Annotated in this window: 24 protein-coding genes and 2 tRNA genes; 11 read left to right on the top strand and 15 right to left on the bottom strand. The window is 39.5% G+C overall.

Annotated elements, in window-relative coordinates; translation table 11 throughout:
• Positions 1 to 5 precede the first annotated feature (5 nt).
• Positions 6 to 701 carry an LA_2272 family surface repeat-containing protein gene (locus GWK08_RS04155; RefSeq protein WP_163605635.1) on the bottom strand — a complete coding sequence of 232 codons (696 nt, stop codon included), beginning with the start codon at positions 699 to 701 and terminating at the stop codon, positions 6 to 8.
• 119 nt (positions 702 to 820) lie between these two features.
• Between GWK08_RS04155 and GWK08_RS04150 the strand changes: the two genes are divergently transcribed.
• Positions 821 to 1,789 (top strand): hypothetical protein, encoded by a 969-nt coding sequence (locus GWK08_RS04150; protein WP_163605634.1) that lies wholly within the window; start codon positions 821 to 823, stop codon positions 1,787 to 1,789.
• 7 nt (positions 1,790 to 1,796) lie between these two features.
• On the opposite strand, the gene GWK08_RS04145 is transcribed toward GWK08_RS04150, so the two are convergent.
• From GWK08_RS04145 to GWK08_RS04135, 3 genes are all read right to left on the bottom strand, one after another.
• Positions 1,797 to 2,990, bottom strand: coding sequence for an alpha/beta hydrolase-fold protein (locus tag GWK08_RS04145; protein ID WP_163605633.1), 1,194 nt, complete (start codon positions 2,988 to 2,990; stop codon positions 1,797 to 1,799).
• A 178-nt stretch (positions 2,991 to 3,168) separates the two neighbouring features.
• Entirely contained in the window at positions 3,169 to 3,795 is a 627-nt protein-coding gene (locus tag GWK08_RS04140) for an HmuY family protein (protein WP_163605632.1), read from the bottom strand.
• Positions 3,796 to 3,805: 10 nt separating this feature from the next.
• On the bottom strand, positions 3,806 to 5,917 hold the full coding sequence (locus GWK08_RS04135; protein ID WP_163605631.1) for a TonB-dependent receptor plug domain-containing protein: 2,112 nt from the start codon (positions 5,915 to 5,917) through the stop codon (positions 3,806 to 3,808).
• Positions 5,918 to 6,025: 108 nt separating this feature from the next.
• On the opposite strand from GWK08_RS04135, the gene GWK08_RS04130 reads away from it, so the two are divergent.
• Genes GWK08_RS04130 through GWK08_RS04115 form a run of 4 tightly spaced genes read left to right on the top strand, consistent with a single transcriptional unit; the run spans position 6,026 to position 11,122 of the window.
• Positions 6,026 to 6,931 carry a DUF6607 family protein gene (locus tag GWK08_RS04130; protein WP_163605630.1) on the top strand — a complete coding sequence of 302 codons (906 nt, stop codon included), beginning with the start codon at positions 6,026 to 6,028 and terminating at the stop codon, positions 6,929 to 6,931.
• A gap of 1 nt (position 6,932) precedes the next feature.
• Positions 6,933 to 8,426, top strand: coding sequence for an ankyrin repeat domain-containing protein (locus tag GWK08_RS04125; RefSeq protein WP_163605629.1), 1,494 nt, complete (start codon positions 6,933 to 6,935; stop codon positions 8,424 to 8,426).
• 1 nt (position 8,427) lies between these two features.
• Entirely contained in the window at positions 8,428 to 8,916 is a 489-nt protein-coding gene (locus GWK08_RS04120; protein ID WP_163605628.1) for a DUF2271 domain-containing protein, read from the top strand.
• Positions 8,917 to 8,923: 7 nt separating this feature from the next.
• Positions 8,924 to 11,122, top strand: coding sequence for a PepSY domain-containing protein (locus GWK08_RS04115; RefSeq protein ID WP_163605627.1), 2,199 nt, complete (start codon positions 8,924 to 8,926; stop codon positions 11,120 to 11,122).
• A 47-nt stretch (positions 11,123 to 11,169) separates the two neighbouring features.
• Here GWK08_RS04115 and GWK08_RS04110 read toward each other — a convergent pair whose 3' ends face one another.
• From GWK08_RS04110 to GWK08_RS04070, 9 genes are all read right to left on the bottom strand, one after another.
• A complete protein-coding gene (locus tag GWK08_RS04110) occupies positions 11,170 to 11,589 on the bottom strand; it encodes a CBS domain-containing protein (protein WP_163605626.1) in 420 nt (139 codons plus the stop codon).
• A 270-nt stretch (positions 11,590 to 11,859) separates the two neighbouring features.
• Positions 11,860 to 12,174, bottom strand: coding sequence for a hypothetical protein (locus tag GWK08_RS04105; protein ID WP_163605625.1), 315 nt, complete (start codon positions 12,172 to 12,174; stop codon positions 11,860 to 11,862).
• Positions 12,175 to 12,269: 95 nt separating this feature from the next.
• Entirely contained in the window at positions 12,270 to 12,578 is a 309-nt protein-coding gene (locus tag GWK08_RS04100; RefSeq protein WP_163605624.1) for a DUF6787 family protein, read from the bottom strand.
• A 142-nt stretch (positions 12,579 to 12,720) separates the two neighbouring features.
• Positions 12,721 to 13,347: a cytochrome P460 family protein gene (locus GWK08_RS04095; protein WP_163605623.1), complete on the bottom strand. Its 627-nt coding sequence runs from the start codon at positions 13,345 to 13,347 to the stop codon at positions 12,721 to 12,723.
• A 51-nt stretch (positions 13,348 to 13,398) separates the two neighbouring features.
• Entirely contained in the window at positions 13,399 to 14,499 is a 1,101-nt protein-coding gene (locus GWK08_RS04090; protein ID WP_163605622.1) for a cytochrome P460 family protein, read from the bottom strand.
• 11 nt (positions 14,500 to 14,510) lie between these two features.
• A complete protein-coding gene (locus GWK08_RS04085) occupies positions 14,511 to 14,858 on the bottom strand; it encodes a hypothetical protein (protein ID WP_163605621.1) in 348 nt (115 codons plus the stop codon).
• A 52-nt stretch (positions 14,859 to 14,910) separates the two neighbouring features.
• On the bottom strand, positions 14,911 to 15,675 hold the full coding sequence (locus tag GWK08_RS04080) for a helix-turn-helix domain-containing protein (protein ID WP_163605620.1): 765 nt from the start codon (positions 15,673 to 15,675) through the stop codon (positions 14,911 to 14,913).
• A 91-nt stretch (positions 15,676 to 15,766) separates the two neighbouring features.
• Positions 15,767 to 16,615 carry a helix-turn-helix domain-containing protein gene (locus tag GWK08_RS04075; protein ID WP_163605619.1) on the bottom strand — a complete coding sequence of 283 codons (849 nt, stop codon included), beginning with the start codon at positions 16,613 to 16,615 and terminating at the stop codon, positions 15,767 to 15,769.
• A gap of 265 nt (positions 16,616 to 16,880) precedes the next feature.
• Positions 16,881 to 17,237, bottom strand: a complete 357-nt coding sequence (locus tag GWK08_RS04070) for a hypothetical protein (protein WP_163605618.1) — start codon at positions 17,235 to 17,237, stop codon at positions 16,881 to 16,883.
• Positions 17,238 to 17,650: 413 nt separating this feature from the next.
• Between GWK08_RS04070 and GWK08_RS04065 the strand changes: the two genes are divergently transcribed.
• From GWK08_RS04065 to GWK08_RS04040, 6 genes are all read left to right on the top strand, one after another.
• Positions 17,651 to 18,121: a heme-binding domain-containing protein gene (locus GWK08_RS04065; RefSeq protein ID WP_163605617.1), complete on the top strand. Its 471-nt coding sequence runs from the start codon at positions 17,651 to 17,653 to the stop codon at positions 18,119 to 18,121.
• Positions 18,073 to 18,552: a heme-binding domain-containing protein gene (locus GWK08_RS04060; RefSeq protein WP_163605616.1), complete on the top strand. Its 480-nt coding sequence runs from the start codon at positions 18,073 to 18,075 to the stop codon at positions 18,550 to 18,552. The genes GWK08_RS04065 and GWK08_RS04060 overlap by 49 nt, the downstream gene beginning before the upstream one ends.
• Before the next feature lie 118 nt (positions 18,553 to 18,670).
• Entirely contained in the window at positions 18,671 to 19,270 is a 600-nt protein-coding gene (locus GWK08_RS04055) for a hypothetical protein (RefSeq protein WP_163605615.1), read from the top strand.
• Positions 19,271 to 19,577: 307 nt separating this feature from the next.
• Positions 19,578 to 20,159 (top strand): TetR/AcrR family transcriptional regulator, encoded by a 582-nt coding sequence (locus GWK08_RS04050; protein WP_163605614.1) that lies wholly within the window; start codon positions 19,578 to 19,580, stop codon positions 20,157 to 20,159.
• Positions 20,160 to 20,258: 99 nt separating this feature from the next.
• Positions 20,259 to 21,197 carry an NAD(P)/FAD-dependent oxidoreductase gene (locus GWK08_RS04045; RefSeq protein ID WP_163605613.1) on the top strand — a complete coding sequence of 313 codons (939 nt, stop codon included), beginning with the start codon at positions 20,259 to 20,261 and terminating at the stop codon, positions 21,195 to 21,197.
• A 6-nt stretch (positions 21,198 to 21,203) separates the two neighbouring features.
• Entirely contained in the window at positions 21,204 to 21,722 is a 519-nt protein-coding gene (locus GWK08_RS04040; protein WP_163605612.1) for a GNAT family N-acetyltransferase, read from the top strand.
• Between the two features lie 696 nt (positions 21,723 to 22,418).
• Here GWK08_RS04040 and GWK08_RS04035 read toward each other — a convergent pair.
• Together GWK08_RS04035 and GWK08_RS04030 are read right to left on the bottom strand one after the other, a co-directional pair.
• Positions 22,419 to 22,503 (bottom strand) — tRNA-Leu (locus GWK08_RS04035).
• Between the two features lie 48 nt (positions 22,504 to 22,551).
• Positions 22,552 to 22,624 (bottom strand) — tRNA-Gly (locus GWK08_RS04030).
• Positions 22,625 to 22,744 lie beyond the last annotated feature (120 nt).

Here is a 22,744-nt window from a genome sequence, read left to right as displayed (position 1 = left end):
GTGAATTACCAGTTGATAATAGGGAAGGAGCGTTTATCGTTTTCATTCCACAAGCCGATTTGCAGGCCTTTAAAGTTTTTGGCTTTATTGTAGATGCCTATCTGAATTCCCCTGCCGTAAGCTATGATATCGTTTGTCCCACCGATCTGTATCCCGTTAAAATGTTTGACCTCATTCCCCATCCCGGCAATCATGAGCCCGTTACCTTTATAAACCTCATTCCCTGCTGTACCGATGATAAGTCCGTTGGCTCTTTCTATAACATTACCTAATCCTGCAATGGAGATCCCGTTGTTTTTGCGGCTGTAATGAATAATTCCCGTAATGGAAATGCCATAGGAATCGATAATATCGAAGGTTCCGGTAGAAATATTAATCCCGTATATCTGTTCTGAAACCTCCTTATTGTTGATCAGAAGATCGTATTGCTCATCTGTTCTTGAGAGAGGGCTTCTGGGTGCTAAGAAGTAAAGAGGAGAAAAGACAAAGATCTCTGTACGCAGACCAAAAGTTCTGGTATTTTTAAAATCCTTCACCCATGCTTTGGGATAGAAACCCAATGAAAGCCCTAAAATATCAGTATTACTGCTATGACTAAGCCAGATGGGGGTGATGAACTTCCGCTTTTCCTCCTGCTGTACCTGGGCCTGGGTCTGAAAACTCATCAGAGTTGCCAAAAAGATAAGAATGAACTGTTTCATAATGGATTTTTTAATCATTAAAGCTCAAACTTATTGTTATAATCACATTTCAATAAAACTTAAATACAATTTCATTGATTAATTTTTGTGAAAATCACAAATAACTGTATTTTTAAACTATGTATCAAACTCAATTACTTTCCCTGATCCGTAAAAAAATAGCAGATGATGCCTCTCTGATCGAAGCTATTGCTGGGGCACTTGATATAAGTTACGATGCAGCACACAGGAGAAGTAGCCTGAAAAGCAAGTTTTCTCTGGAAGAGAGTGTACTACTGGCACGGCATTTTGATATTTCCCTGGATCGTCTTTTTGAGGTTACCGATACCCGCTATGTGGCAGTAGAAAAAACAAAGCCGATCAATAATGAGCAGGAACTGGAAGAGTATTTTATTAACTCCTGCCAGTCTCTTGAGCCCATCCTTAAAAAGGAAGGGTGCAGCGTTTTGTATTCTGCAAAGGATATTCCTTTGTTTTATACTGTTAATAATGACCTTTTAGGAAAGTTTAAACTTTATGTCTGGCTAAAATTACTGAGCCCCGGCTTTTCCAGAAAGGGCTTTGAGGAGTTTAAACCGGGAAAGGCGTTAACAGAAGCGGCTATGAAGCTTGGTGAGTTGTATAAAAAGGTTGCTATTACCGAAATATGGGACATTACCACCGTAAATTCTACGCTTAAGCAGATACATTTTTATCATGCTGCAGGGCAGATTTCTACAGAAAATGCACTGGCACTTTGCAAAAGCCTGAAGAAACTCATTCGGGAAATGGAGAATAAGGTAAACGCAAACCGGGAAGATTATCAATTGTACTATAACGAATTACTCCTGATGAATAATAATGTACTGGTGAATCATCCTTACGGACAGTTGCTTTTTATTCCTTTTTCGATCCTTTCATACTATTCTACAAGCGATTCCCATACCTGCCGGCAGGCGGAAGGCAGCTTAAAAAAGCAATTGCAACAGTCTAAACTCCTCAATACTTCCGGAGAGAAGGAAAGGAATTATTTCTTTAATAAGATCTACACCAAGATCGATGCACTTCATCAATTACTGGAGGCTTCTTTATTACTGGATTTCGAGTAAACCCCTTTTATTTCTTCAATATGTCTAATTGCTTCTGTGCTTCCGTATTTTTCGGATTCAACGCTACAGCTTTTTGATAGTATTCAAGAGCCTTCTTTTTATCGCCTTTTACATTATAAGCTCTTGCCAGATTACTCCAGGCACTGGATGACATCGGATAGTTTTCGGTATTGTAATTAAAATAAAAAATAGCCTTCTCTATATCGGGATGTGCATAAAGGAACTGATATCCGAAAAAACTAACCAGGCCTTCACTTAAGAAAGTATCGTAACCTAACCGCTCTGATAGTTTTTCGAACTTAGGCTTAATACGTGAAGGGTCTGTATACATTTCATCATAGTTGATCATATACCCCCTGAAAATATATTTTAATCCTTCAATAAAGGAAACCAGGGGCATGGAATGGTGATTTTCCTGCTTGTATCCGAATTTTTTATATCCAAAACCTATTTGTTCCGGACGATTGCGCTCGAATTCCTGTATAAATGTCCATCCCGGATTTTGTTTTTCTGTGTATACAGTGTTTAGTACACGGTCTACGGTTGCCATAAATACATCTTTTTTCGGCCCTTTGTAGTCCTTTAGAAAGGCTGATGCATTTTTCAGGCTTACTTCATTGTCCCACCAGGCACTGAAATCGATTACCAGATAGGAATTAAAGTTTTCAGGATGCGTAAAGAGCGAATGCAGGACCGGAAGGCCCGTAAAAGAATATCCCGCCAGCATACGATAGGAATTTGTCTTGTAATTACTGTCTATATAAGGGATGAGTTCTTCCCGGATAAAACGCAGGAAATTGTCGGCTCCGCCACTTACTTCCAGGCCTCTTTCTTCTTTACCGGTATACCCGATCAGGGAATTGGTAGGAGAAGAATCCCGTACCCGGTCCTGGCTCGTTATTCCCACAACGATCATTTCGGGGATCTGCGGACTGGCGTCGCTGCTCAACTGTGCCACCGCTCCGGTAAAAGGATGAAAAAACTTCCTTCCGTCCAGAAGGTAAAGCACCGGATATTTTGTGTAATTATTGTAGTTGTAAGATTCCGGAAGGTAGATGCGGATCTCTCTGTCTGAATTTAGCACCTCCGATTTGATAGTCAGTTTTTTTCCTATGACGATATCGGTACTGTTCTGAGCAATGGAGGTCGAGGAAAAGATAATAAGGCTTAAGATAAATAACAGGAATGTTCTCTGTTTCATTGGTTTGATTTACTTGTTTTAGGTTCGGTTGAGAGAATATAAGACCATTGTCTTTTATTCGATCGTGAAGATAATAAATTGACCTGCAATTTCGGGATGGAATATTTAAAGAAAAATAAAAAAGCCGGAGATCATCTCCGGCTCTTAACACACTAAACAGGCTTTAAAATGATCGGGGCTAAAAATCGGTTACATTATTATTGGGCTGATACACAAAGTTAAAAGTGTAATAGCGGGATTCGTTTGTCGTTGCATCCGGATTGGCAGGAGCATCTTTGTAGTAGCTTAAGATCTCGACTTTGGCGTAGCGACCTTCACTTGTTCGGAATACCAATATTTTACCGGCCAATGGAGTGATCAGAAAATTTGGTGGCCCTGAATAGTTGTACCATCCGTTATCACTTCCCGAAGGAATGGCTAATTCCGAAGCGGAATCCTGAGTAAAAAGGCCGGTGTCTACAGAAGTTATACTTTCCATGGTTCCTGTGGCAATATAGGCTGCTGCTTCTGATGTTCTACCGGGCTCATCGGTGGTTCCCTGAGAAACACCTCCGTTAACGATAATTGTGGTTCCCCTGAAAGCAATATCCCAGTCCGTATCACTGGTAGTAGCCTGACCTGTGTCGAAATCAAACTTGCTGAACTCTCCCGAGACAGGTTGCCCCTGTCCGCCTTGCTGCGGTGCGTGAAGGTTACTCACGGTTTGAGATTGTACCGGTTGTAAATCTGGCCCGTCATCATCGCTGCTACATGAAATGAATCCGGCAGTAATTGCCATTAGAATTAAAAATTTAGATGTTCTCATAATGATATAATTAGAATTTAATATTTAGTTTTCCGTATAAAATGCGTCCCGCTATATTGCTGATGTTCTGCGGGTCGGTGAAGTTGAAAAGATTATCTACCCCAAAACCCAGTTGATAGTTGTCATAAAAGGTTTTGTTGATAGCAAAATCCCAGATACTATAGCCGTCTACAAAAGAATCGAAATCGTCCAGGTAGGTATTCCCGTTAGAATCGAACAGACCGTATTTACTTCGGTAGGTGGCGCGCAGATTGGTATTCATTTTCCATTTGGGAAGCGTGTAGAATATCTTGAAATTGGCCATATGCCTCGACCTGTTGAACAGCCCGAAATAATCTCCTTTTTCCAGCTGGAAGGAAGGAGAAGCCGGATTCTCACGGGCAAAGACCTCGCCGTTCTCAAAGGCATCTTCGGCTTCCTTGTCCTTTGCAAAAAGTAACTGATAACCTCCCGAAACAGTAAGCTGGGCTGTAGCTTTCCATTTGGTGTTGAATTCAACTCCCTGAGTGTATACCTGGTCTACATTGGTATAACTAAAGACATTCTGGCCATTGGTTTTTCGGGCAATTACCCGGGTATCGATCAGATTGTCGATATCGTTTCTGAAAAGGTTGACATTTAAACTTAATGCGGAGGTAGGTTTGTAGTCAAAACCGAAATTGTAACTGATAGAGCTTTCCGGCCTCAGGGCATCGTCAAATTGTGCAATGATCGAAGGCAGATTGTTAACGGTTTCGGGGGTTAGCTGTCCCTGATTGGCCAGCTCCGTTAACTGACTTGACACGGCGTTGTATCCCAGGACCGTATATCCCACAGTGGCATTGGTAAAATCGAAATAAAGCTGCCTGAAATCAGGGGCTTTAAATCCGTAACCCACAGACCCCTTTACGGCCAGCTCATCGGTAAGTTCATATCGGAAAGCGGCTTTGGGACTGAATTGCGATTTGTATTCACTGTGGTCGTCATAGCGGAACCCGAGAATAACATTTAATTTTTCCAGAGGGTACGCATCGTACTGAGCGTAGATATATGGCGAATTGAATTCGGGCTGCTCAAAGAAATCGGTCCTGTCCAGAGTTTCATGGGTCAGACCTGCTCCTGCTACCAGTGTGTTCTTTTTGTTGGGGCTAAAGGAAGCGCGGATTTCAGGGCGTAAAAACCGCTGATCGAAATCGCTTTCCGAAAACCTGCTGCCGGTATTGTCGTTAAGGAACTCTTCTGCTTTGTATTGGGTGGAATAGAATTCGAAATAGGTACTCCATTTATCATTAAATCTGTGATCGAATTTCAGATGTGCATTCCATTCGTTAATACTGCTCTCACCCTGCAGATCTTCCGAGGCTATATTGTCCTGTTCCTGGGCGTAATAACGCCCGGAAAGCAATAGTTTGGTGTTTTCGGTAAAGTCGTAGGATACTTTCGCATTTAAGGTGTAATTGCTAAAAGGTTCTACAGTATTGAGTACATCATTGTCCAGAAGGTCGTATCCGTCACTACTGAACCGGTTAAAAAAAGCATTGATACCGAACTTCTTCTTTTTAAAATTAAGCTCGGTACTCAGGTCCTGAGCGTTAAAACTACTGGTTCGATGACCGATATTCCCTCTGAAACCTTCTTCGGGATCTTCCGTAATAATATTGATCACTCCACCGAGGGCTTCACTCCCGTATAAGCTGGAAGAAGCACCTTTTACTATTTCTATTTGTTTGATATTCCCGGCTGTCAGAGGGCTCAGGTCCAGAGTTCCTGCAGATCTACCCACAAGAGGTACCCCGTCTATAAGTATTAAGGTATATTGACTGTCCAGTCCTTGTAATTGAACTCCCTCACCTCCTCCGAAATCCGGAACCGTTATAAGTCCGGTTTGCTCATTTAAAATATCGGTCAGACGTACCGAATTTATACTCCTGATCTCCTTTTTAGTAACGATTTGCGCAGGTAATGGGAGAGAAGAAAGTTGTCGCTTTGTTCTGGTGGCGGTAAGGATAACTTCACTTAGCTGTGTAAGGCCTGTTGTATCTGTTTTTGATTCATTAATAGGTTTGCTTCCGTTTTGGGCTTGAATTGATGTTGTAAAAATTGAAAAACATAAAATGCTTAAGATCAGGTTGTTGTGATTCATATTGTTTAGAATGATTCTTAATAGCGGCAAATATATAAATTATTCTTATTTAGAATAAATAAAAATAACTATTTTTGACCCGAACTTTTAAAATCAAAATCATCATTAATGAGAACAACAATCTATACCCTATTTATGTTTTTAGTGACGTGTTCAGTAAACGCCCAGAGTAAGAAGAAACAAGATGCCAACGCTATCAAGGAAATGTGCGGCTGTTTTGAAGTTACTTTCAATTTTGCAGAGACCTTTAATTACTCTAAGGATTCTCTTTATAAACCTTCAAAGACCAAAACCGATAAAGGTCTTGAATGGGCACAATTGGTAGTAGATGAGAGAAACAAGATATCCATTCAGCACCTGTTGCAGGTTGGAAAGCCATCCAAACCTTATATTGTAAAACACTGGAGACAGGACTGGTTATACGAAAACCAGGACTTTTATATGTATAATGGAGATAATAAGTGGCAGTATATTCAGAAACCGGAGAAAGAAGTTAAGGGGCAGTGGACCCAAAAAGTATATCAGGTAGATGACAGTCCGCGTTACGAAGGTTCAGCTACCTGGGTACATGTAGATGGAAAAAGCTATTGGGAGAATACTACGGATGCTCCGCTTCCTCGTCGTGAATACACTACCCGCAGTGATTATAATGTAACCTTAAGAGGAAATCGTCATGAGATAACCGGAGCTGGTTGGGTTCATGATCAGGATAATGGTAAGGTCCTTAGAGAAGATGGGAAAGAAGACATCGTAATCGCCAGGGAAAAAGGATACAATATCTATAGAAGAGTAGATGACAGCCGATGCAAGGCAGCTGCCGACTGGTGGAAGGAACATCAGGCAAAATGGGCTATGGTACGCGCTAAATGGGATGAGGTATTCGGACGTAAAAGAAATCTGTCTCTGGAAAATAAGGTGGATAACAAAGTGCTTTACAAACATCTTTTTTCGGAGGATTATCAGGCGGAAGCCGATATCAATTCTATTATCGAATCCTTCGTAAAAAAACCATAAGATGAAAAGATTATATTATCTAATCGCTTTAGCAATATGTTTTGTATCTGTTAAAGCCGGGGCTCAAAATGTGTTTTTGTCCCGTGATTACTGGAAAGCAAACCCTTCTGTCTCCCAGGTAGAAAAAGATATTGCCGCCGGGAACGACCCTTCCGAATTAAATTCGAATGCTTTCGATGCAGTTTCCTGGGCATTGATCGAAAAAACAGATAATGTCACTGTTAAATACCTGTTGGAGCAAAAAGGTAATGGGGTGAATAAACGTACCCACGACGGACGTACCTATATTTTTTGGGCTGCATACCGTAACAATCTGGAAATGATGAAATACCTGGTGAGTAAGGGCGCAAAGACAGGTCTGATCGATAGCCATGGCTATTCCCTGCTCAACTTTACAGCGGTTACCGGACAGTTGAATACTGCGCTTTACAATTTTTGTATTTCTCACGGATCCGATCCGAAAACAGAAACCAATCACGACGGAGCAAATGCACTTTTACTCCTAGCTCCTTTCCTGAAGGACGATTCGCTGATCGACTACTTCGTAACAAAGGGAATTGATCTTCACAGCAAGGATAATAACGGTAACGGTATTTTTAACTATGCCGCCAAAAAAGGAAATACAGAATTGCTGGACCTGCTTGTTAAAAAAGGAGTGGATTACAGATCGCTTACCAAAGAGGGAGCTAATGCTTTTATTTTTGCCAGCCAGGGAACCCGAAACAGCGCCAATACTTTAGAAACCTATAAATACCTTGAAGCTTTGGGATTAGAACCGAATATAACCACAGATAAAGGCTTTACGCCTCTTCATGCGTTGGCCTATAGAAACAAAGACCTGAAAATATTTGCTTACTTCATAGATAAGGGAGTAGATGTAAACCAGCCGGATATGAATGGAAATACGGCTTTCCTCAATGCCGCCAGCCGTAACGATCTTAAGAGCATATCCTTTTTGTCCGAATATATTACAGATATCAATACAAAGAATAAAGAAGGGCAAACCGCTCTTATGCTGGCGTTAAGGCGAAATACAGCAGAAGTTGCACAATTCATGCTTAAGAAAGGTGCAGATATAAAGGCGAAGGATACTGAGGGTAATAGCCTGGCTTATTATCTGCTGAACTCCTTTAATGAGAGGAATACAAAGCCATTTGAACAGAAGTTGAAAATGCTTCAGGATGCCGGTCTCGATTTTACCGAAGCGCAGTCTAAAGGAAATACCCTCTGGCACCTGGCGGTAAAGGAGAATAATATGGCCCTGTTAAAAGAAGTGGCTCAGTTTAATATTCCCATCAACCTGAAAAATAAGGAAGGTATTACTCCCTTACATCTTGCAGCTATGAAGGCTACAGATACGGAGATCCTGAAATTCCTGCTTGAAAAAGGAGCGAATAAAAAATTGAAAACCGATTTTGATGAAACGGTATTAGACCTGGCCAGAGAAAATGAGCTGCTCCAAAAACAAAATGTCGAACTAAACTTTTTGCGATAACATGCGATCTATTTTTAAATTATTTCCAATAGCCATTCTTGCTGTAATAATGTTGATGGCTTTTGCCAAACCCACAGAAACTACCAATGTAAAATGCCTGATCCAGATGGTTAACTATTCCGGGGAAGGAGCTTATGTAGTTATTTCCCTGATGAACCCCGAAGGAGAATATGAAGAGACCCTCTATGTTCAGGGCAAAGATAAAGAGTGGTATAGTGATATCACCGAATGGTGGAAGTTTTACGGGAAACGCCGCCCCGATATTGATGCTATTTCCGGAGAGACCATTGCCGGAGGAGAACGTACGGTAAGTGTTATTAAAATACCGAATGATAAGATAGATGCGGGTTACAGTATCCGGTTCGAAACGGCTGTGGAAGATCAGGAATATTATGCAGATGATGTTCAGTTCGAACTTACTTCGGAGAATGTGAAAGCAAAAATAGACGGAAAAGGTTTTATCCGATATATAAGAATGATACCCCAATAAATAGCTTATGACCCTCTCCATCTGGAGGTACAGCCATTTTTTACTGGCACTGATATCTTCATTGTTTTTAATAATTGCATCTGTTAGCGGAGTAATACTGGCTTTTGAGCCTATTTCACAAGCCGTGCAACCCTATGATGTGGCAGATATCCGGAACATTACGCTTTCGGAGACCATGGATGCCTTAAATAAAACCTATGAGGAAGTACTGGAACTGGAAGTAACAACCGATGATTTTGTAAAAGCTTCGGTCATTACGGATGAGGGGAATAGTGAAACCATTTATATACATCCGAACACTGCCGAAAAACTCGGCAGTGTTCAAAAGAAAACGCCCTTTTTTAGTTTTATGACCAGCCTGCACCGGTCCTTATTCCTAAAAAGTACAGGGCGTTTTTTTGTTGGACTTGTTTCCCTGTTATTATGCCTGATTGCCGTTACAGGAATTATACTTATTGCCAAAAGACAGGGAGGAATTAAAAAGTGGTTTACGAGAGTCCAGGAAAGCAGTTTCGGAGAACGCTATCATGTGATCCTGGGGAGATGGATGCTGATCCCGCTTCTTATTATTACCGTAACCGGAGTGTATCTTTCTGCTGAGAAATTCTCTCTCTTACCCGAGGCACGAATAGAGCACGATTGGGATGCTGTAAACAAAAAAATAGCTGAAACTTCATCCGGGTCAGGACCTGAGATCTTTAGCTCGCTTTCTCTGAAAGAGGTCCGTAAGCTGGTATTTCCTTTCTCCGAAGCCCCTGAAGATTACTACGAGCTGGCACTCAAAGACCGGGAGCTATTGGTGCATCAATATACGGGAGAGATATTGAGTGAAATACCCTATCCTTTTGTACAGCTGGCTTCGCGATGGAGCTTATTGCTGCATACGGGAGAGGGGAGTATCCTGTGGTCTCTGATCCTGCTTATTGCCAGTGCCAGTATATTGTTTTTTATATACACGGGCTTTGCAATGACACTAAAACGAAGACGAAAAACCAAAGCTGTTCTTCCCGAATGGGATAAAGATGAATGTGAATATATTCTTTTGATCGGCTCGGAAACCGGAAACACCTATGCCTTTGCAAAGGTATTTTACAAGGCACTGGTCCGGGCGGGTAAAAAGGTTTTTCTTTCCTCACTTAACGATTATAGCACCTATGCAAAGGCAAAACACCTGATCGTTTTTACTGCTACCTACGGAGATGGAGATGCCCCGGCTAACGCCCGACTTTTTGAGAAAAGGTTTGCCGAGATCAAGCCTGTAAATACACTGCAATTTTCGGTGGTAGGTTTTGGTTCTACTTCATACCCCAATTATTGCCGCTTCGCAATAAAAGTGGATGGGCTCCTGCAGGGACACCCGGAATTCCGGTCTGTAATGCCATTGATGAAGATTAACGATCAGTCCGAATCTGCCTTTAAAAACTGGGTAAAGGACTGGAGTACATATAGCCGAACGGAAATTGAACCGGAACTTCCTTCAATTTCAAAAAAGAAAAACGGGAAGCAACCCTTTAAGGTTGTTGAGAACAGCGAATTAAATGCTGATGACACATTCCTACTTCAGTTACGGGTTCGAAAGAGAACCGTTTTCCAATCGGGAGACCTTATAAATATTACCCCTCCGGGAGAGGAAAAGGAAAGGCAGTATTCGATTGCCCGGATCGGAGATACTATATTTCTGAGTGTCAAAAAGCACGCTTTGGGTAAATGTTCTTCCTATTTGAGTGAACTTGCCATCAATCAAAAGATCAGGGCGGGAATAAGCAGGAATCCTGATTTTCATTTCCCGAAAAATGCTCCTGAAGTGCTCCTTATTTCTAATGGTACGGGGATTGCCCCTTTTCTTGGGATGTTAAATGAAAATAAAAACAAGGTGCCGGTACAACTTTACTGGGGCGGGCGTACTGAAAACTCCTTTGATATCTACAGGCCCTATCTGGAAAAAGCATATGATCAGAGTCGTATTTCTGCTTATCATTTGGCTTTATCCCGGGAAGGAAAAAAGGAATATGTACAGGATATATTGAGTCAGAATAAAAAACAAGTTGTCCAAAGCCTGGAAAGGGGAGGAGTTATAATGATCTGCGGTTCACTGACCATGCAACGTAGTGTTTTAGATCTCCTGGAAAATGTTGCGGAAGAAGAACTGCAAAAGCCCCTGAGTTATTTTGAGGATAAAGGGCAGCTTGCCATGGATTGTTATTAGTTTAAAAGCCGGAGATTTTCTCCGGCTTTTTGTTTACTATGCTATTTTTAGAACTGCTGTAAGAGATAGTTGATAAGGTCGGTAGTAGTAACGATTCCTACCAGTTTACCTTCATCAACCACAGGCAGAGCGTGAAACTCGTGGGTTGCCAGGATCTCGGCCACTTCTTTAATGGTGGTATTCGAGGATACGCTCATTAGCTTTTTGGCCATCACCTGCTCAATGGTAAACATATTGTAAACAATGGTGTCTACCTCACTTTCATCTTCATCTACCGCATCGGCAAAACTGATCCTCAACAGATCGGTATAACTGAGGATCCCGCTTATTTGATCGCCGCTTACTACGGGAATATGGCGGATCTTCTTTTCTTTAAATAACTTTTCAGCGGTTACCAGGTCGTCTGTATGATTGAGTGTTACCAGGTCGGTACTCATAATTGCGGAAACAGGGGTTCTTTTTTTCATCTCTAAATGTTTTATGATTGTCTATTAAAGATAGATCAATCACAACTCAAAAAATATGATGAAGATCAGGTTTTGAAGAATGATTTTACCTGACTTATAATGCCTGGCTCCGGAATGTTTCCCAATGCCTGGTGCCAGAATGTTTCTGGTACCAGATTTGAAGCAGATAAGTGTTTAACGCTAGTCACATCCCGATAACTATCGGGATAGCGCCAGCTTCAGATGCTAGTCACATCCCGATAGCTATCGGGATAGCATCAGTTTAGAACCTTAGTTTCCACCGTTAAAATTCAACCTGCAGGCAATTGCCGCCTTGTATTTTAAGGTCATGGTCCTTTGAAGTTGTGCTTCGCGAAGTAAAGACTGTCCCTCTTTCGAATTACTGTCTTTTTTAAACAACAGGGATGCACGATTTTCTAATTCTTCTGCCGTCTCCAGTTTTTTATTGATAATGCTATTAAAAGCATCAATCTCTTCTGCAATAGTGGAATTGACAATTGCGGTATTAGGATTGTTGTTTGTTTCCTCCCGGGTAGTAAAACCGAAGATCAGGATAACAGTCAAGATTAAAACTACTTTTTTCATAACATGGATTTTAATTAATAATTTACTTGTATATGTTTGTTTGTAATCGGAGGGCTGTTTATTTGCTTACTGACGGGAATATCCGGATACAAATGCTAAGCTTTTTCCAGGACCTTTCTGAATCCGATCCTCATTAGCATTTTTTTCTCCATCTTCCAGAAGAATTTGTGTTGCCCGAAAAGTGTTCCGACAATTATTAATAGAACCTGATAAACGATAAACATTAAAAGGATCCTTACGGGCCAGAAAATAAATGCACTGGTGGTGCTTTCGGATATGCCGATAAAATTAATGATAGGCTTAACTAACATGACAGATAAAGAACCGTTTATTGCAAATACCAGTAGGATCACGATTAATTGAAAATTAGACTCGATATCCCATCTCTGTTTTAATTTTTTCATAGCCTGATAAGTTCTGGATTTCTTGAAAAAAAGGCATGGAGACTATTTAGAGCATAAATTAAATAAATCCCCATGCCGAAAAAGTAAAAAACTCAATTGTAATTAAATAAGACTTGTTACGATGAAACGTATATTTCTGGAATTAGCGTTTACCTGAATTTTCCGGAACGGTATTTTCTCCTACATTTTTCGCAGCTCTTAGAACCGGATAATGTTGTGTGAAAACAAAATCATCCGCAGCATTTGCATTGTGACAGGAATTACATTGCGTGGTCTCAAACGGCTTACTGGTGTTGGCCAGGGTTCCACCTTTCGGATTTGTAAAGCTGAAATAAGCCCAATTACCAGGTTCTTTGGAAAAATGCTTTTTACTCTTGATAGTTGCCTCGAGTCCAATAAAATCTCCCATAAAATAACCATTTCCACTGGCAGCAGCTTTACCTCCAACGCTAACCAATTCCTTAATTAAAATGGTACCATCTCTCCATTTCCCGGTTTTCTTGTAATGCTTATAACTTACGGGGTCTATATAAACATTGTGGAATTCGGGAAAGGCAGCTTTTCCATTGTTCAGATCGTTAGGAGTTAACGGGCTTCCCACGTATACCCAACTTCTGTAATTGGTCGGACGTACCAATTCTCCTTTTGAATCGATCTTGAAAAACGATGCTTGTTGATATTCTTCCTCATCCCTGTCGAATGCGTTAAAAGACACTAATGAGAATACCAATACCAAAGGCACCAATAATCCTAAAAATTTATTTTTCATAATTTTCTATTTTTAATTTAAACACTTGTTTTTATTTTCTTTTTTCCTTGCTTATTTAAGAGGATAAGCTGTTCTGACCATATCCTTGCTCGCTATATTGTGACAGCTTATACAGCCTATTACACCGTTACCCATGGCAGCTATGGAATTCTCATCTTCAACGCTGGTAACCTCATACCAGAACCATCCATTACCTTCTGCCGTTTTTTCCTGGGTTTTGGCCATCACGGCCCAACCCGCAAGATCTCCATCTGCATTGAACATTTCTTTTACAATGGTGGATCCCATTGGGTGTTCTGCATTATTAGCATCCAGAGAACCGGCAATTATATCATTCATAAATACTTTTACGGGAAGACCGATCTTTGTATGCGGTCCTGCGGAAGGATGCTTTTCTTTTTCCTGAGTTTTGAAGCTCCGGTATTTTTTAGATGATAAATAGGCAAAAAGCTCAGATTTGTCCAACGGGATCCCGATATCCAGATTTTCCGGGGTTGGTGCCGTAGGGTCCCAGATGCTCGGCGGTGAGCTTGCGGTTCTCTCCGGATCGTTCTCCGGAATAACATCCTTACCAACAGAATTGGCAACCGCCAGAACGGGATAATGCTGTGTAAACACAAAATCATCTCCAGCATTGGCTTCGTGACAGGAATTACATTGATTGGTCTCAAATGCCCGTGCATCGGATTTTAAATCGCCTTCAGGATTGGTAAAGCTAAAATATGCCCAGTTTCCAGGCTCATGAGGGAAATGCTCTTTGCTTTTAACAGTTGCTTCCAGGCCTATGAACTCACCCATAAAATAGCCATTACCACTGGCAGCAGATTTTGTTCCTACGCTAACCAGTTCCTTGACCAGGATGGTACCTTCTCTCCACTCTCCTTTTTCCTTCCAGTGCTCATAACTTACCGGATCTATATAGACGTTGTGGAATTCCGGGAAAGCGGCTTTTCCGTTATTCAGGTCATTAGGCGTAAGCGGACTTCCTACATATACCCAACTCCTGTAATCCGTTGGCCTGGTAAGCTGCCCTTCGTTTATGCTAAAAAAAGTGGGGTTTTTGTACTCTTTGTTACTCTTGTTAGCATTCTTACAGGAAGTAAAAGACAACAGTCCCGTTAGTATTAATATTTTATAAAAATTGTTTTTCATTACCGCAATGTTTAATAATTAATTATTAGGTGATTATGTTCGTAAATAAGATCGTTTTTCCACTTGTTTTCTATGTGATGTTCAATGAAATATATTCTGTTCTCATCATTTCTGAATACCGAGTAAACCTTGTAGCTGAGGCTGTCTTTTACGCATCGTACATCTTCTATCCTGAATTGCAGGATCTGCATATAATTTAATGTTTGGCCCAGTAGGCTTATTCCCATATCTTTCCTCCCTATCCATATGTGTTTGTTAAGCACCACTTCTACGTTGTCATCGTAGTATTTAGATACTAAATCCACTAATTTTCCGGACTTTAGTAATGACAGGAAATGACCTAATACATTTTTCGACATCACTCAAATTTATTGTTTGCTATACTACTTCAATTGGACTTTTTTCTTTTTTTTAACACGTGACTTTGTGGTGTTCCCTAAAGCCTACCGGGCTCATTCCGGTGTTTTTCCTGAAGAACCTTGTGAAATAGGCAGGGTCATTAAAGCCAATATCAAAGCAGATTATTTTAATCGCCTTATCCGTATATAATAATTGACGTTTAACTTCAGTAAGTATCCTTTTCTTGATAAGCCCGTGAGGTGAGATCAACCCCAGAGCATGAAACTTTTCCGTTAAATATTTGGGTGGAGTGATCAGTTTTTCTGCATAAAATTGCATCCTGTGATGTGTTTTGTAATACAAATGCACCAGGCCGTTAAACTGAAATGCCAACATGAGATCCTGCATATCCATTCCTTTGGAAGAACAGAGATTAAAATCCAGAAGAGTGTTCAGCGATTCTGTTACACGCTTAAGATCTATACGCAGACAGGCCTCCTCCAATTCATTGAAAAGTAACATGACCTCTTCTTCATGAGAGGGTTTTACCTGAAATTGTTTTTTAGTATTTCCAAAATTATATACGAAACTTTTGTCTTTAACTATATCGGGCCCGACTGCAAAACTTATCAGGCGAAGAGAGACATAATTACTGATTCCCAGTACTTCTTCCGGACATAGAAATATAAGATGATGACCATTCAATACATGGCGTTCAAAATTAATGAACAGATCTCCGTAATGCTCTACCAGGATTATACTGTAGAAGGTGTCAAATGAAAGATTAACCGGGGTGCCCGGGAAATTTTGAAAATTTATTTTTTGAAACTTGTCCATATCCTTCATAGTGTTTTGATACACTACAAAACTATTCTATGAACAAGCGCTGTGAAATGTAGATTGTTCTGCTTTAATTATACATTTTCCTCTATGCGTGGTAGTTGTGCTTGTTTTTTTTGAATTCAATGGGGGTGAAGCCTGATTGCTTTTTAAAGAACTTGGTAAAATGACCCGGTTCCTTATACCCTAATTCGTAAGCGATCTCCGATGAGGTCTTTGAAGAAAACAGTAACAGGCGTTTTGCTTCCAGGAGGATACGTTCATTAATAATGGCAAGAGCCGTTTTTTCACTGTATTTTGCAAACAGATTGGATAAGTTTTTTGGAGTTTTATTTAACATGAATGCATAATCGGAAACCAGATGTTTTTCCCTGAAATGTTTTTCTACCAGAATATTATAGTGCCTGATAATATCTGCCTTATCATTGGCAAGCTCCAGGGTTTTATTACGCTGCCTGATGAGCCTTGTAGATAATATTAATAATCTTTTTAATAAAACCATCAGCATCTCACCCTGAATATGATCCTGCACTTCAAATTCTTCTTCAAATAAGTGATATAAGGCTCTGTAACTTTTCTGCTCCCTGCCGCTAAGTGTTATGACGGGAGGTTCCGAAGATCCGAAAAATAAAAACCCATTACATGAAACTTCTTCATCATGATCTCTGATACAGTAGAATTCCCGGTTAAAAACGATAGACATGATCCCTTTCTGTCCCAGAGCAATCTCTATTACATTAAGCGGAGTACAGAAAATAACCTGATCCTTTTTTAATTCGATCGTATACCCATCCACCGTTAAGATAGCACCTTTGTCTTTAGCCCAGATGATCTTGTATCGATTGTTCTTCTTTAACAGTTCCTGAGATGAAGCACAATTAAAATCCGTCAGGTTAAGAATACTTTCCTTTAGCTGATTGGCGAAGTAAAAATTCATTGTGAAAATTTTAACAAAACTAATACTTTTTTAACATATGGCCGCCCTATTGTGTTATTTATCAAGATAGAGAATGATGTAATTATATAAAGAGCAGGATTTTAAAATACTGGCATTCAAACGATTGTTTTTGATTAAATGCTTTTCAATTCTGTAAAGGAAGCACTATCGAAATCTATTGTTTGTGGAAAAGAAATCGTTCAATTGCAAAAAAAAGTGTGCCATAAAGCAGCACACTTTTTAATCACAATTCAACAGCAAAATATTAAGCGTGATAATACCTTTCACGATATATTTTCCCATCCTTCCACTCTGTCGCAACTATTTGCTCAGATACCATTAATGAACCGTCTTTAAGTTTTAGGGTCATAATAGCATCATAGTAGGAATGATTGCCGTTTACGGCATAATTACCTACTTCATATCCAATAAACTCTGCTAAACTATTATTGATAAAATCTTCTTCAAAATCAATGCAAAATGCTTTTCCTTTTTTAGGCGCTTCGTTCGCTTCTCTTAACTCTACATCGTCGTGGAGATAAGTATCCATAGCTTCGATAAATTCACCTTTTGCGAGTAGACTGTGAATGTGTAGTAATTTTTGTTCTATTGTATCGTACATTCTTTTATTGTTTTGTTTATGATATTACTGTTTGTAAACCTGCCCAAACCAACCTTATTGATCGTTAAAAGTTTACGATTACAAAATTCAGTCAAACCAGGTTCAAAATAAATGTATTTTATTCCTTATAAATTGTAGATTTTACTATATCGGCTAAAAAAATATTGTTAGTATTCTATCTGAGAACAGATATTTCCTAAAAAGAATGTCAAAACGTAAACTGCTGTCTTGTAGAGCGTTGAATCTTTATTTTATTAACCCAAACCTCTCTTTTTCCCTTCAATATAACCGAAAAAAGCAACGGATTTTAAATCAAATTGCAACGAAGAAGCTTGAGATAGGTTCCTGCAAGGGCGTCGACATTAAATACAAAACCGGGTATTTTCAATCTGGTTTGTAAAGCTTTTGTTTCTATGAGATTAAGGTATAAACCTATTGTTGTCTGCATAATATTGTTTGGTTTGATGCAGTTGTACCGGCCGGCTAAGAATTTACAATCTGCTGTAAATAAAAACGATTTCCTGTTGGCTGAAAAAGCGCCTTCGGAAATTGCTTTATTGTATAAAAAAGCATGTTATGATTGTCACTCAAACAATACAAATTACAGCTGGTTCGATAATATTGCTCCGCTTTCCTGGTATGTCGATAATAATATAAAGAAGGGAGTTTTCAGCCTTAACTTTTCAGAATGGAAAAACCTGACTCCGATTGATAAGGAGATCATGTTCTCTGCGATCCCTTTTGATATAATGACGGATAAAATGCCCCCGCAGAAATACAGGATGCTTCATCCGAAAGCAGAATTGTCAAATAATGATAAAACAAAAATGATAAAATGGTTAACAGAGGTAAAACTTCATTTTTTAAGGAAAGAAGGAGAATAATTACTGTTCTTTCTATAATTGTATTGATCGGAATCCAATTCTACAGACCCGGCAAAAACGTTCAGAAAAAATCGCTGTATAATGATTTTTTAAGAAATGAAAAAGCACCGGAAAATATTGCCGAACTCATTAAAAATTCCTGCTATAGCTGTCATTCCGATTATACCGATTATTATTGGTATGATCATATCGCACCGGCTTCCTGGTATGTGGATAATCATATTAAAGAGGCTAAATCACATCTCAATTTCTCCAAATGGAGGAGAATGGATTACAGAGATAAAAGAGCAAATTTATCACGGATAGTTACCGAATTGAATGAAGATAAAATGCCTTTGGCTTCCTATACTATTATGCACCCTGAAGCTAAACTGACCGAGAATGAAAAGAAAAAAATAATTGATTGGTTATATACAATTGAAGTTCGTTAATTACAGGGATACCTCCGTTTTCTGTTTTAGGTTGTAATGATGAACGGGAAAAATGTCCAAGGGGAAGGCGCTGTTTTTAATTAGGTTTGGAGTTGATAAAAACGAAATCAAGATGTTTATGGATCCTGTAAGCCTACAAATAAAAAAACAGAAAAGAAGTATTATTCCGGGCATTCTTTTATTGACCATAATACTCAGTACCTCCTGTCGGAGTGCCTATAAAAATAACGACCACAGATCAGATCCTCATTTAGAAGAGGAGGTCGTTAATGAAGGTTTTGACAATAAGCATATAACGGAAAAAGAGGAAAAACACACTGGTGGCGCCGGATTAGAACTGGTAATATCGGAAACGTTGATCCATGAACCTGATTCCGGAAATGTAGATCCCTCTACGGAAATTCACCTGACATATTGGTTAGATCATTATTGGGCTCTCGGATTGGGATATTCTTTTGTTTTTGAAGAAGAGGGAAGGGTAGGAGATGAATTAGCATTTTTACTGAGTCATAAACCATGGCCGTTACTTACCCTGAATGTCGGCCCTAGTTTCGCCCTTCCCGATTCCGAACACGAACTGGAGGTATCTGCCTATTTTGAAGGAGAGCTCAATATTAAAATAGGTAAAAAGGGTTTGCATACAGGTCCTGTTTTAGGTAGCCTGATCGGAAAAGAATTCAGATGGTTCGGAGGGATCCATATCGGATATGAATTCTGAATAATATCGGGAATTACAACCTGGTTCCAGAATGTTTCTGGTGCCAAATTTAGAGCTTACAATGCATTATAACGTCGTGATTCTGGTTGTCATTGGAATTAAAGAAGTAATCAGATGCTTGACACTAGTCGCAGACTAGCGTCGGCTTAGGAACAAGGAAAACAAAAAAGTAAAAAATAGAATCAGGAATTACAATGCCTGGTGCCAGAATATTTTTGCTGCCTCTTAATAACTACATCATCCAATCAGATTTATAAATAAAAATTAAAAATGTCTCATTATAGAGACATTTTTATATCTTTGTCACATGAGTGAGACAAAATCAAAAAACACCAAATTAAAGATCATAGAGGCCGGCATTCAAATTTTGACTAAAAACCCTAATGCTTCAATGGAAGAAATTGCTACTTCCATAGGTTTAAACAGAAGAACACTTCACCGTTATTTTAATGGGAAATCCGGTTTACTCGATGAAATTGCTCAATACGCTTGTACAATATGTTACCAAAGTACCAGAAACTGTATCGCATCGCATAAGCAACCAGAAAAACAACTCAAAGCTATGTTTTACAGCGATGTAAACAGCGGTCTCAAATTCCAGTTTTTATATTCATTTTACACATCGTCCGATAGTATGACTGAAACGTCTAAAGATTACACAGAGATGATGAAACTCTTTAGAAATGTTTTAAAAACACTTTTTTCTCAAGGATTTTTTTCATCTGAAACAACCCTTAAATGGGTGGAGAACTTTTACTTCTCAACAATACAAGCAGCAATTACATCAATAACCATAGATGATGACATTGAGCGTATTACAATTATGGATATGGCCTGGAGCTCTTTTATTAATGGGATTGTTCAGGATGAAATAGTAAACATTAATTGACATGAACCGAAGAACATTCATTAAAAACGGTGTTCTTATATCAACAGGAACCTTATTAGGTTTGAAAGTATCAATCACATCAAATGCAATCTTAAAAATATGAATGAACTAAGTAGTAGCACCAGGGATGTAGTAATTATAGGAGGTGGTCCGGCCGGTATGAGCGCTGCTCTGGTTTTAGGAAGAAGCAGGATCAACACTATTATTCTGAATACCGAGAAAGCCCGCAACCTTGTTACAACCCACTCTCATGGGTTTCTTACACAAGATGGCAAACACCCTTCTGAAATATTCTCAATTGCTAAAAAGCAGTTGGAGAAATATCCTTCGGTAACATACAAAAAAGAAAAGGCCCTAAGTGTAGAAAAAACCACCGATGGGTTCCTTATCAAAACAAATTCCGGTAGTTATAGATCGAGAAGGGTGATTCTTGCAACCGGATATAAAGACAACATACGTTTATTGGAAATTAATGGGCTGTCTGAGGTTTATGGAACATCGGTATACCCTTGCCCGTTTTGCGACGGATTTGAAATGGCTGATAAAAAGCTTGGCGTATTTGGTGATGCACAATTTGGCCCTATGTTTTCAAAGACCATCGCTCATTGGTCTAAAGACATTATAGTGTTTACCAATGGTGATAAAGTTACAGACACCGGATTAATTAAGAATCTGAAGCTAAACGGAATTGAAATAGTTGACAAAAAGATCAAAGAGCTCGTATCTACAGACGGGCATTTAAAGCAAGTTGTTTTTACCGATCATACCGCTATAGAGCGGGAGGGTGGCTTTATAGCTGATACAAAATCGACCGAGAGTGTTGATTTTGCCAGAAAACTAAATATTCCAACCGAAGAAGGGTATTTTGGGATAGAAACCTATAAAGTTGATGAGAATAAGGAAACAGATGTCAAGGGGTTCTACATTATCGGTGACGCCAGAACGGGATGGAGTGGTGTAGCGAGTTCGGTTGCTGAAGGTAGTGAAGTTGCTGCCGCAATAACCCATCAAATAATTGAAGAGAACTGGAGACATTAAAACACTATGAAAAAAGAAACATTCCAGTCAGGCATTCACAATTTCAGGACAGATCGCCTCACGGTTGATAATATAAAAGATGATCATTTTGTTGATGTTGTAAAAAATATATTGACTCCAAAGGTTACAAAATATTTACCCGACGGATGGCAGAACCTCTCTTATAACGAGGACATCAACAATTGGATTAAAGATAGAGATAGCGAGAGTTGTTTCCTTAATCTTCGAATGTCAAACACCATTGTTGGATTTTGTTTTCTCTCTATATCTGAAACAGAGACGGAAAAACTGGACGTGCGATTTGGGTACTTGTTATCTGAAGGCGTTTGGGACAAAGGCCTGGGAACCGAATTTATAAGGGGCCTGGTAAATTATTGTAACAAACTTGAGATTATCAATTCCATTTCAGGAGGTGTCGAGCGACAAAATTCTGGTTCTATAAGAGTTTTAGAAAAAACGGGATTTGTTAAAGAGTCTGAAAAGGGCAACACGCTTTTTTATCGAAAAGGTTTTAAAAGACTTTAGCCGGAATTACAATGCCTGGCTCCAGAATGTTTCTGGGGCCAAATTTAGAACTTACAATGCATTATAACGTTGCGATTCTAGTAGTTATTGGAATAATAAAGAAGTAGGTAGATGCTTGATACTAGTCACATCCCGATAGCTATCGGGATAGCATCAGCTTAGGGTAGCTTTTCTACTATTCCGGAAGCCGGCCTATTTTTAATTCCGTCAGAAATCAAAAAGATTTTACAGAAGGGAGATGGAAGCTGTCCAAAAAGTATTTTGCGAAGCAAAAACGGCCTGGGCTGCGCGGCAGTAAAAGCTTTGTAGTATTTCAAGGAATTTAAAATCAGCCTTGACTTTTTTGGTTCGTTTTTGTGTCAAGACAAAAATGAACAGGGAATTCAAAAGTAAAAATAAATCAGGAATTGCTTTCGCCTTCCTTTGTCAGGTTCAGCGAGTCCCGCCTTGTCATTTTGAAAGAAAAAGCCCATCCACCTTAGGGTGTCTGGTTTTTTTGTTTCCTCCGGTCTTTTGAAAACCGGGAATTGCTTCACATTCGTTCCGCGAGTCCCGCCTTGTCATTTTGAAAGAAAAAGCTCATCCACCTTACGGTGTCTGACTTTTTTTGTTTCCTTCGGCGCTTTACAAGCAAGCTTGCATGCACCTGCGGAAACAAAAAAAGCACATACAATTGTATGTGCTTTTTCTTATCTGTACTCGAGGCGGGACTTGAACCCGCACGGCCTTTCAGGCCATTGGATTTTAAGTCCAACGTGTCTACCAATTCCACCACTCGAGCATCGGACTTATAAAAAAACTGATGAAATGATCATCAGTATTTATCTTGAGCGAAAAACGGGGCTCGAACCCGCGACCTCAACCTTGGCAAGGTTGCGCTCTACCAGCTGAGCTATTTTCGCGTATTTTTATGAGCGTTGCAATAGCTTTATTGCGGATGCAAATTTAATACATTTCTGTTAATACCAAAGGATTTTTAGTAAAAAGAAGGAAAAAATAAATAAGCCTTTGATTTCCAATCA

This window comes from Leptobacterium flavescens (genome assembly GCF_010671605.1).
GTDB classification, from domain to species: Bacteria; Bacteroidota; Bacteroidia; order Flavobacteriales; family Flavobacteriaceae; genus Leptobacterium; species Leptobacterium flavescens.
This window is presented reverse-complemented; position numbering and strand designations above follow the sequence as displayed.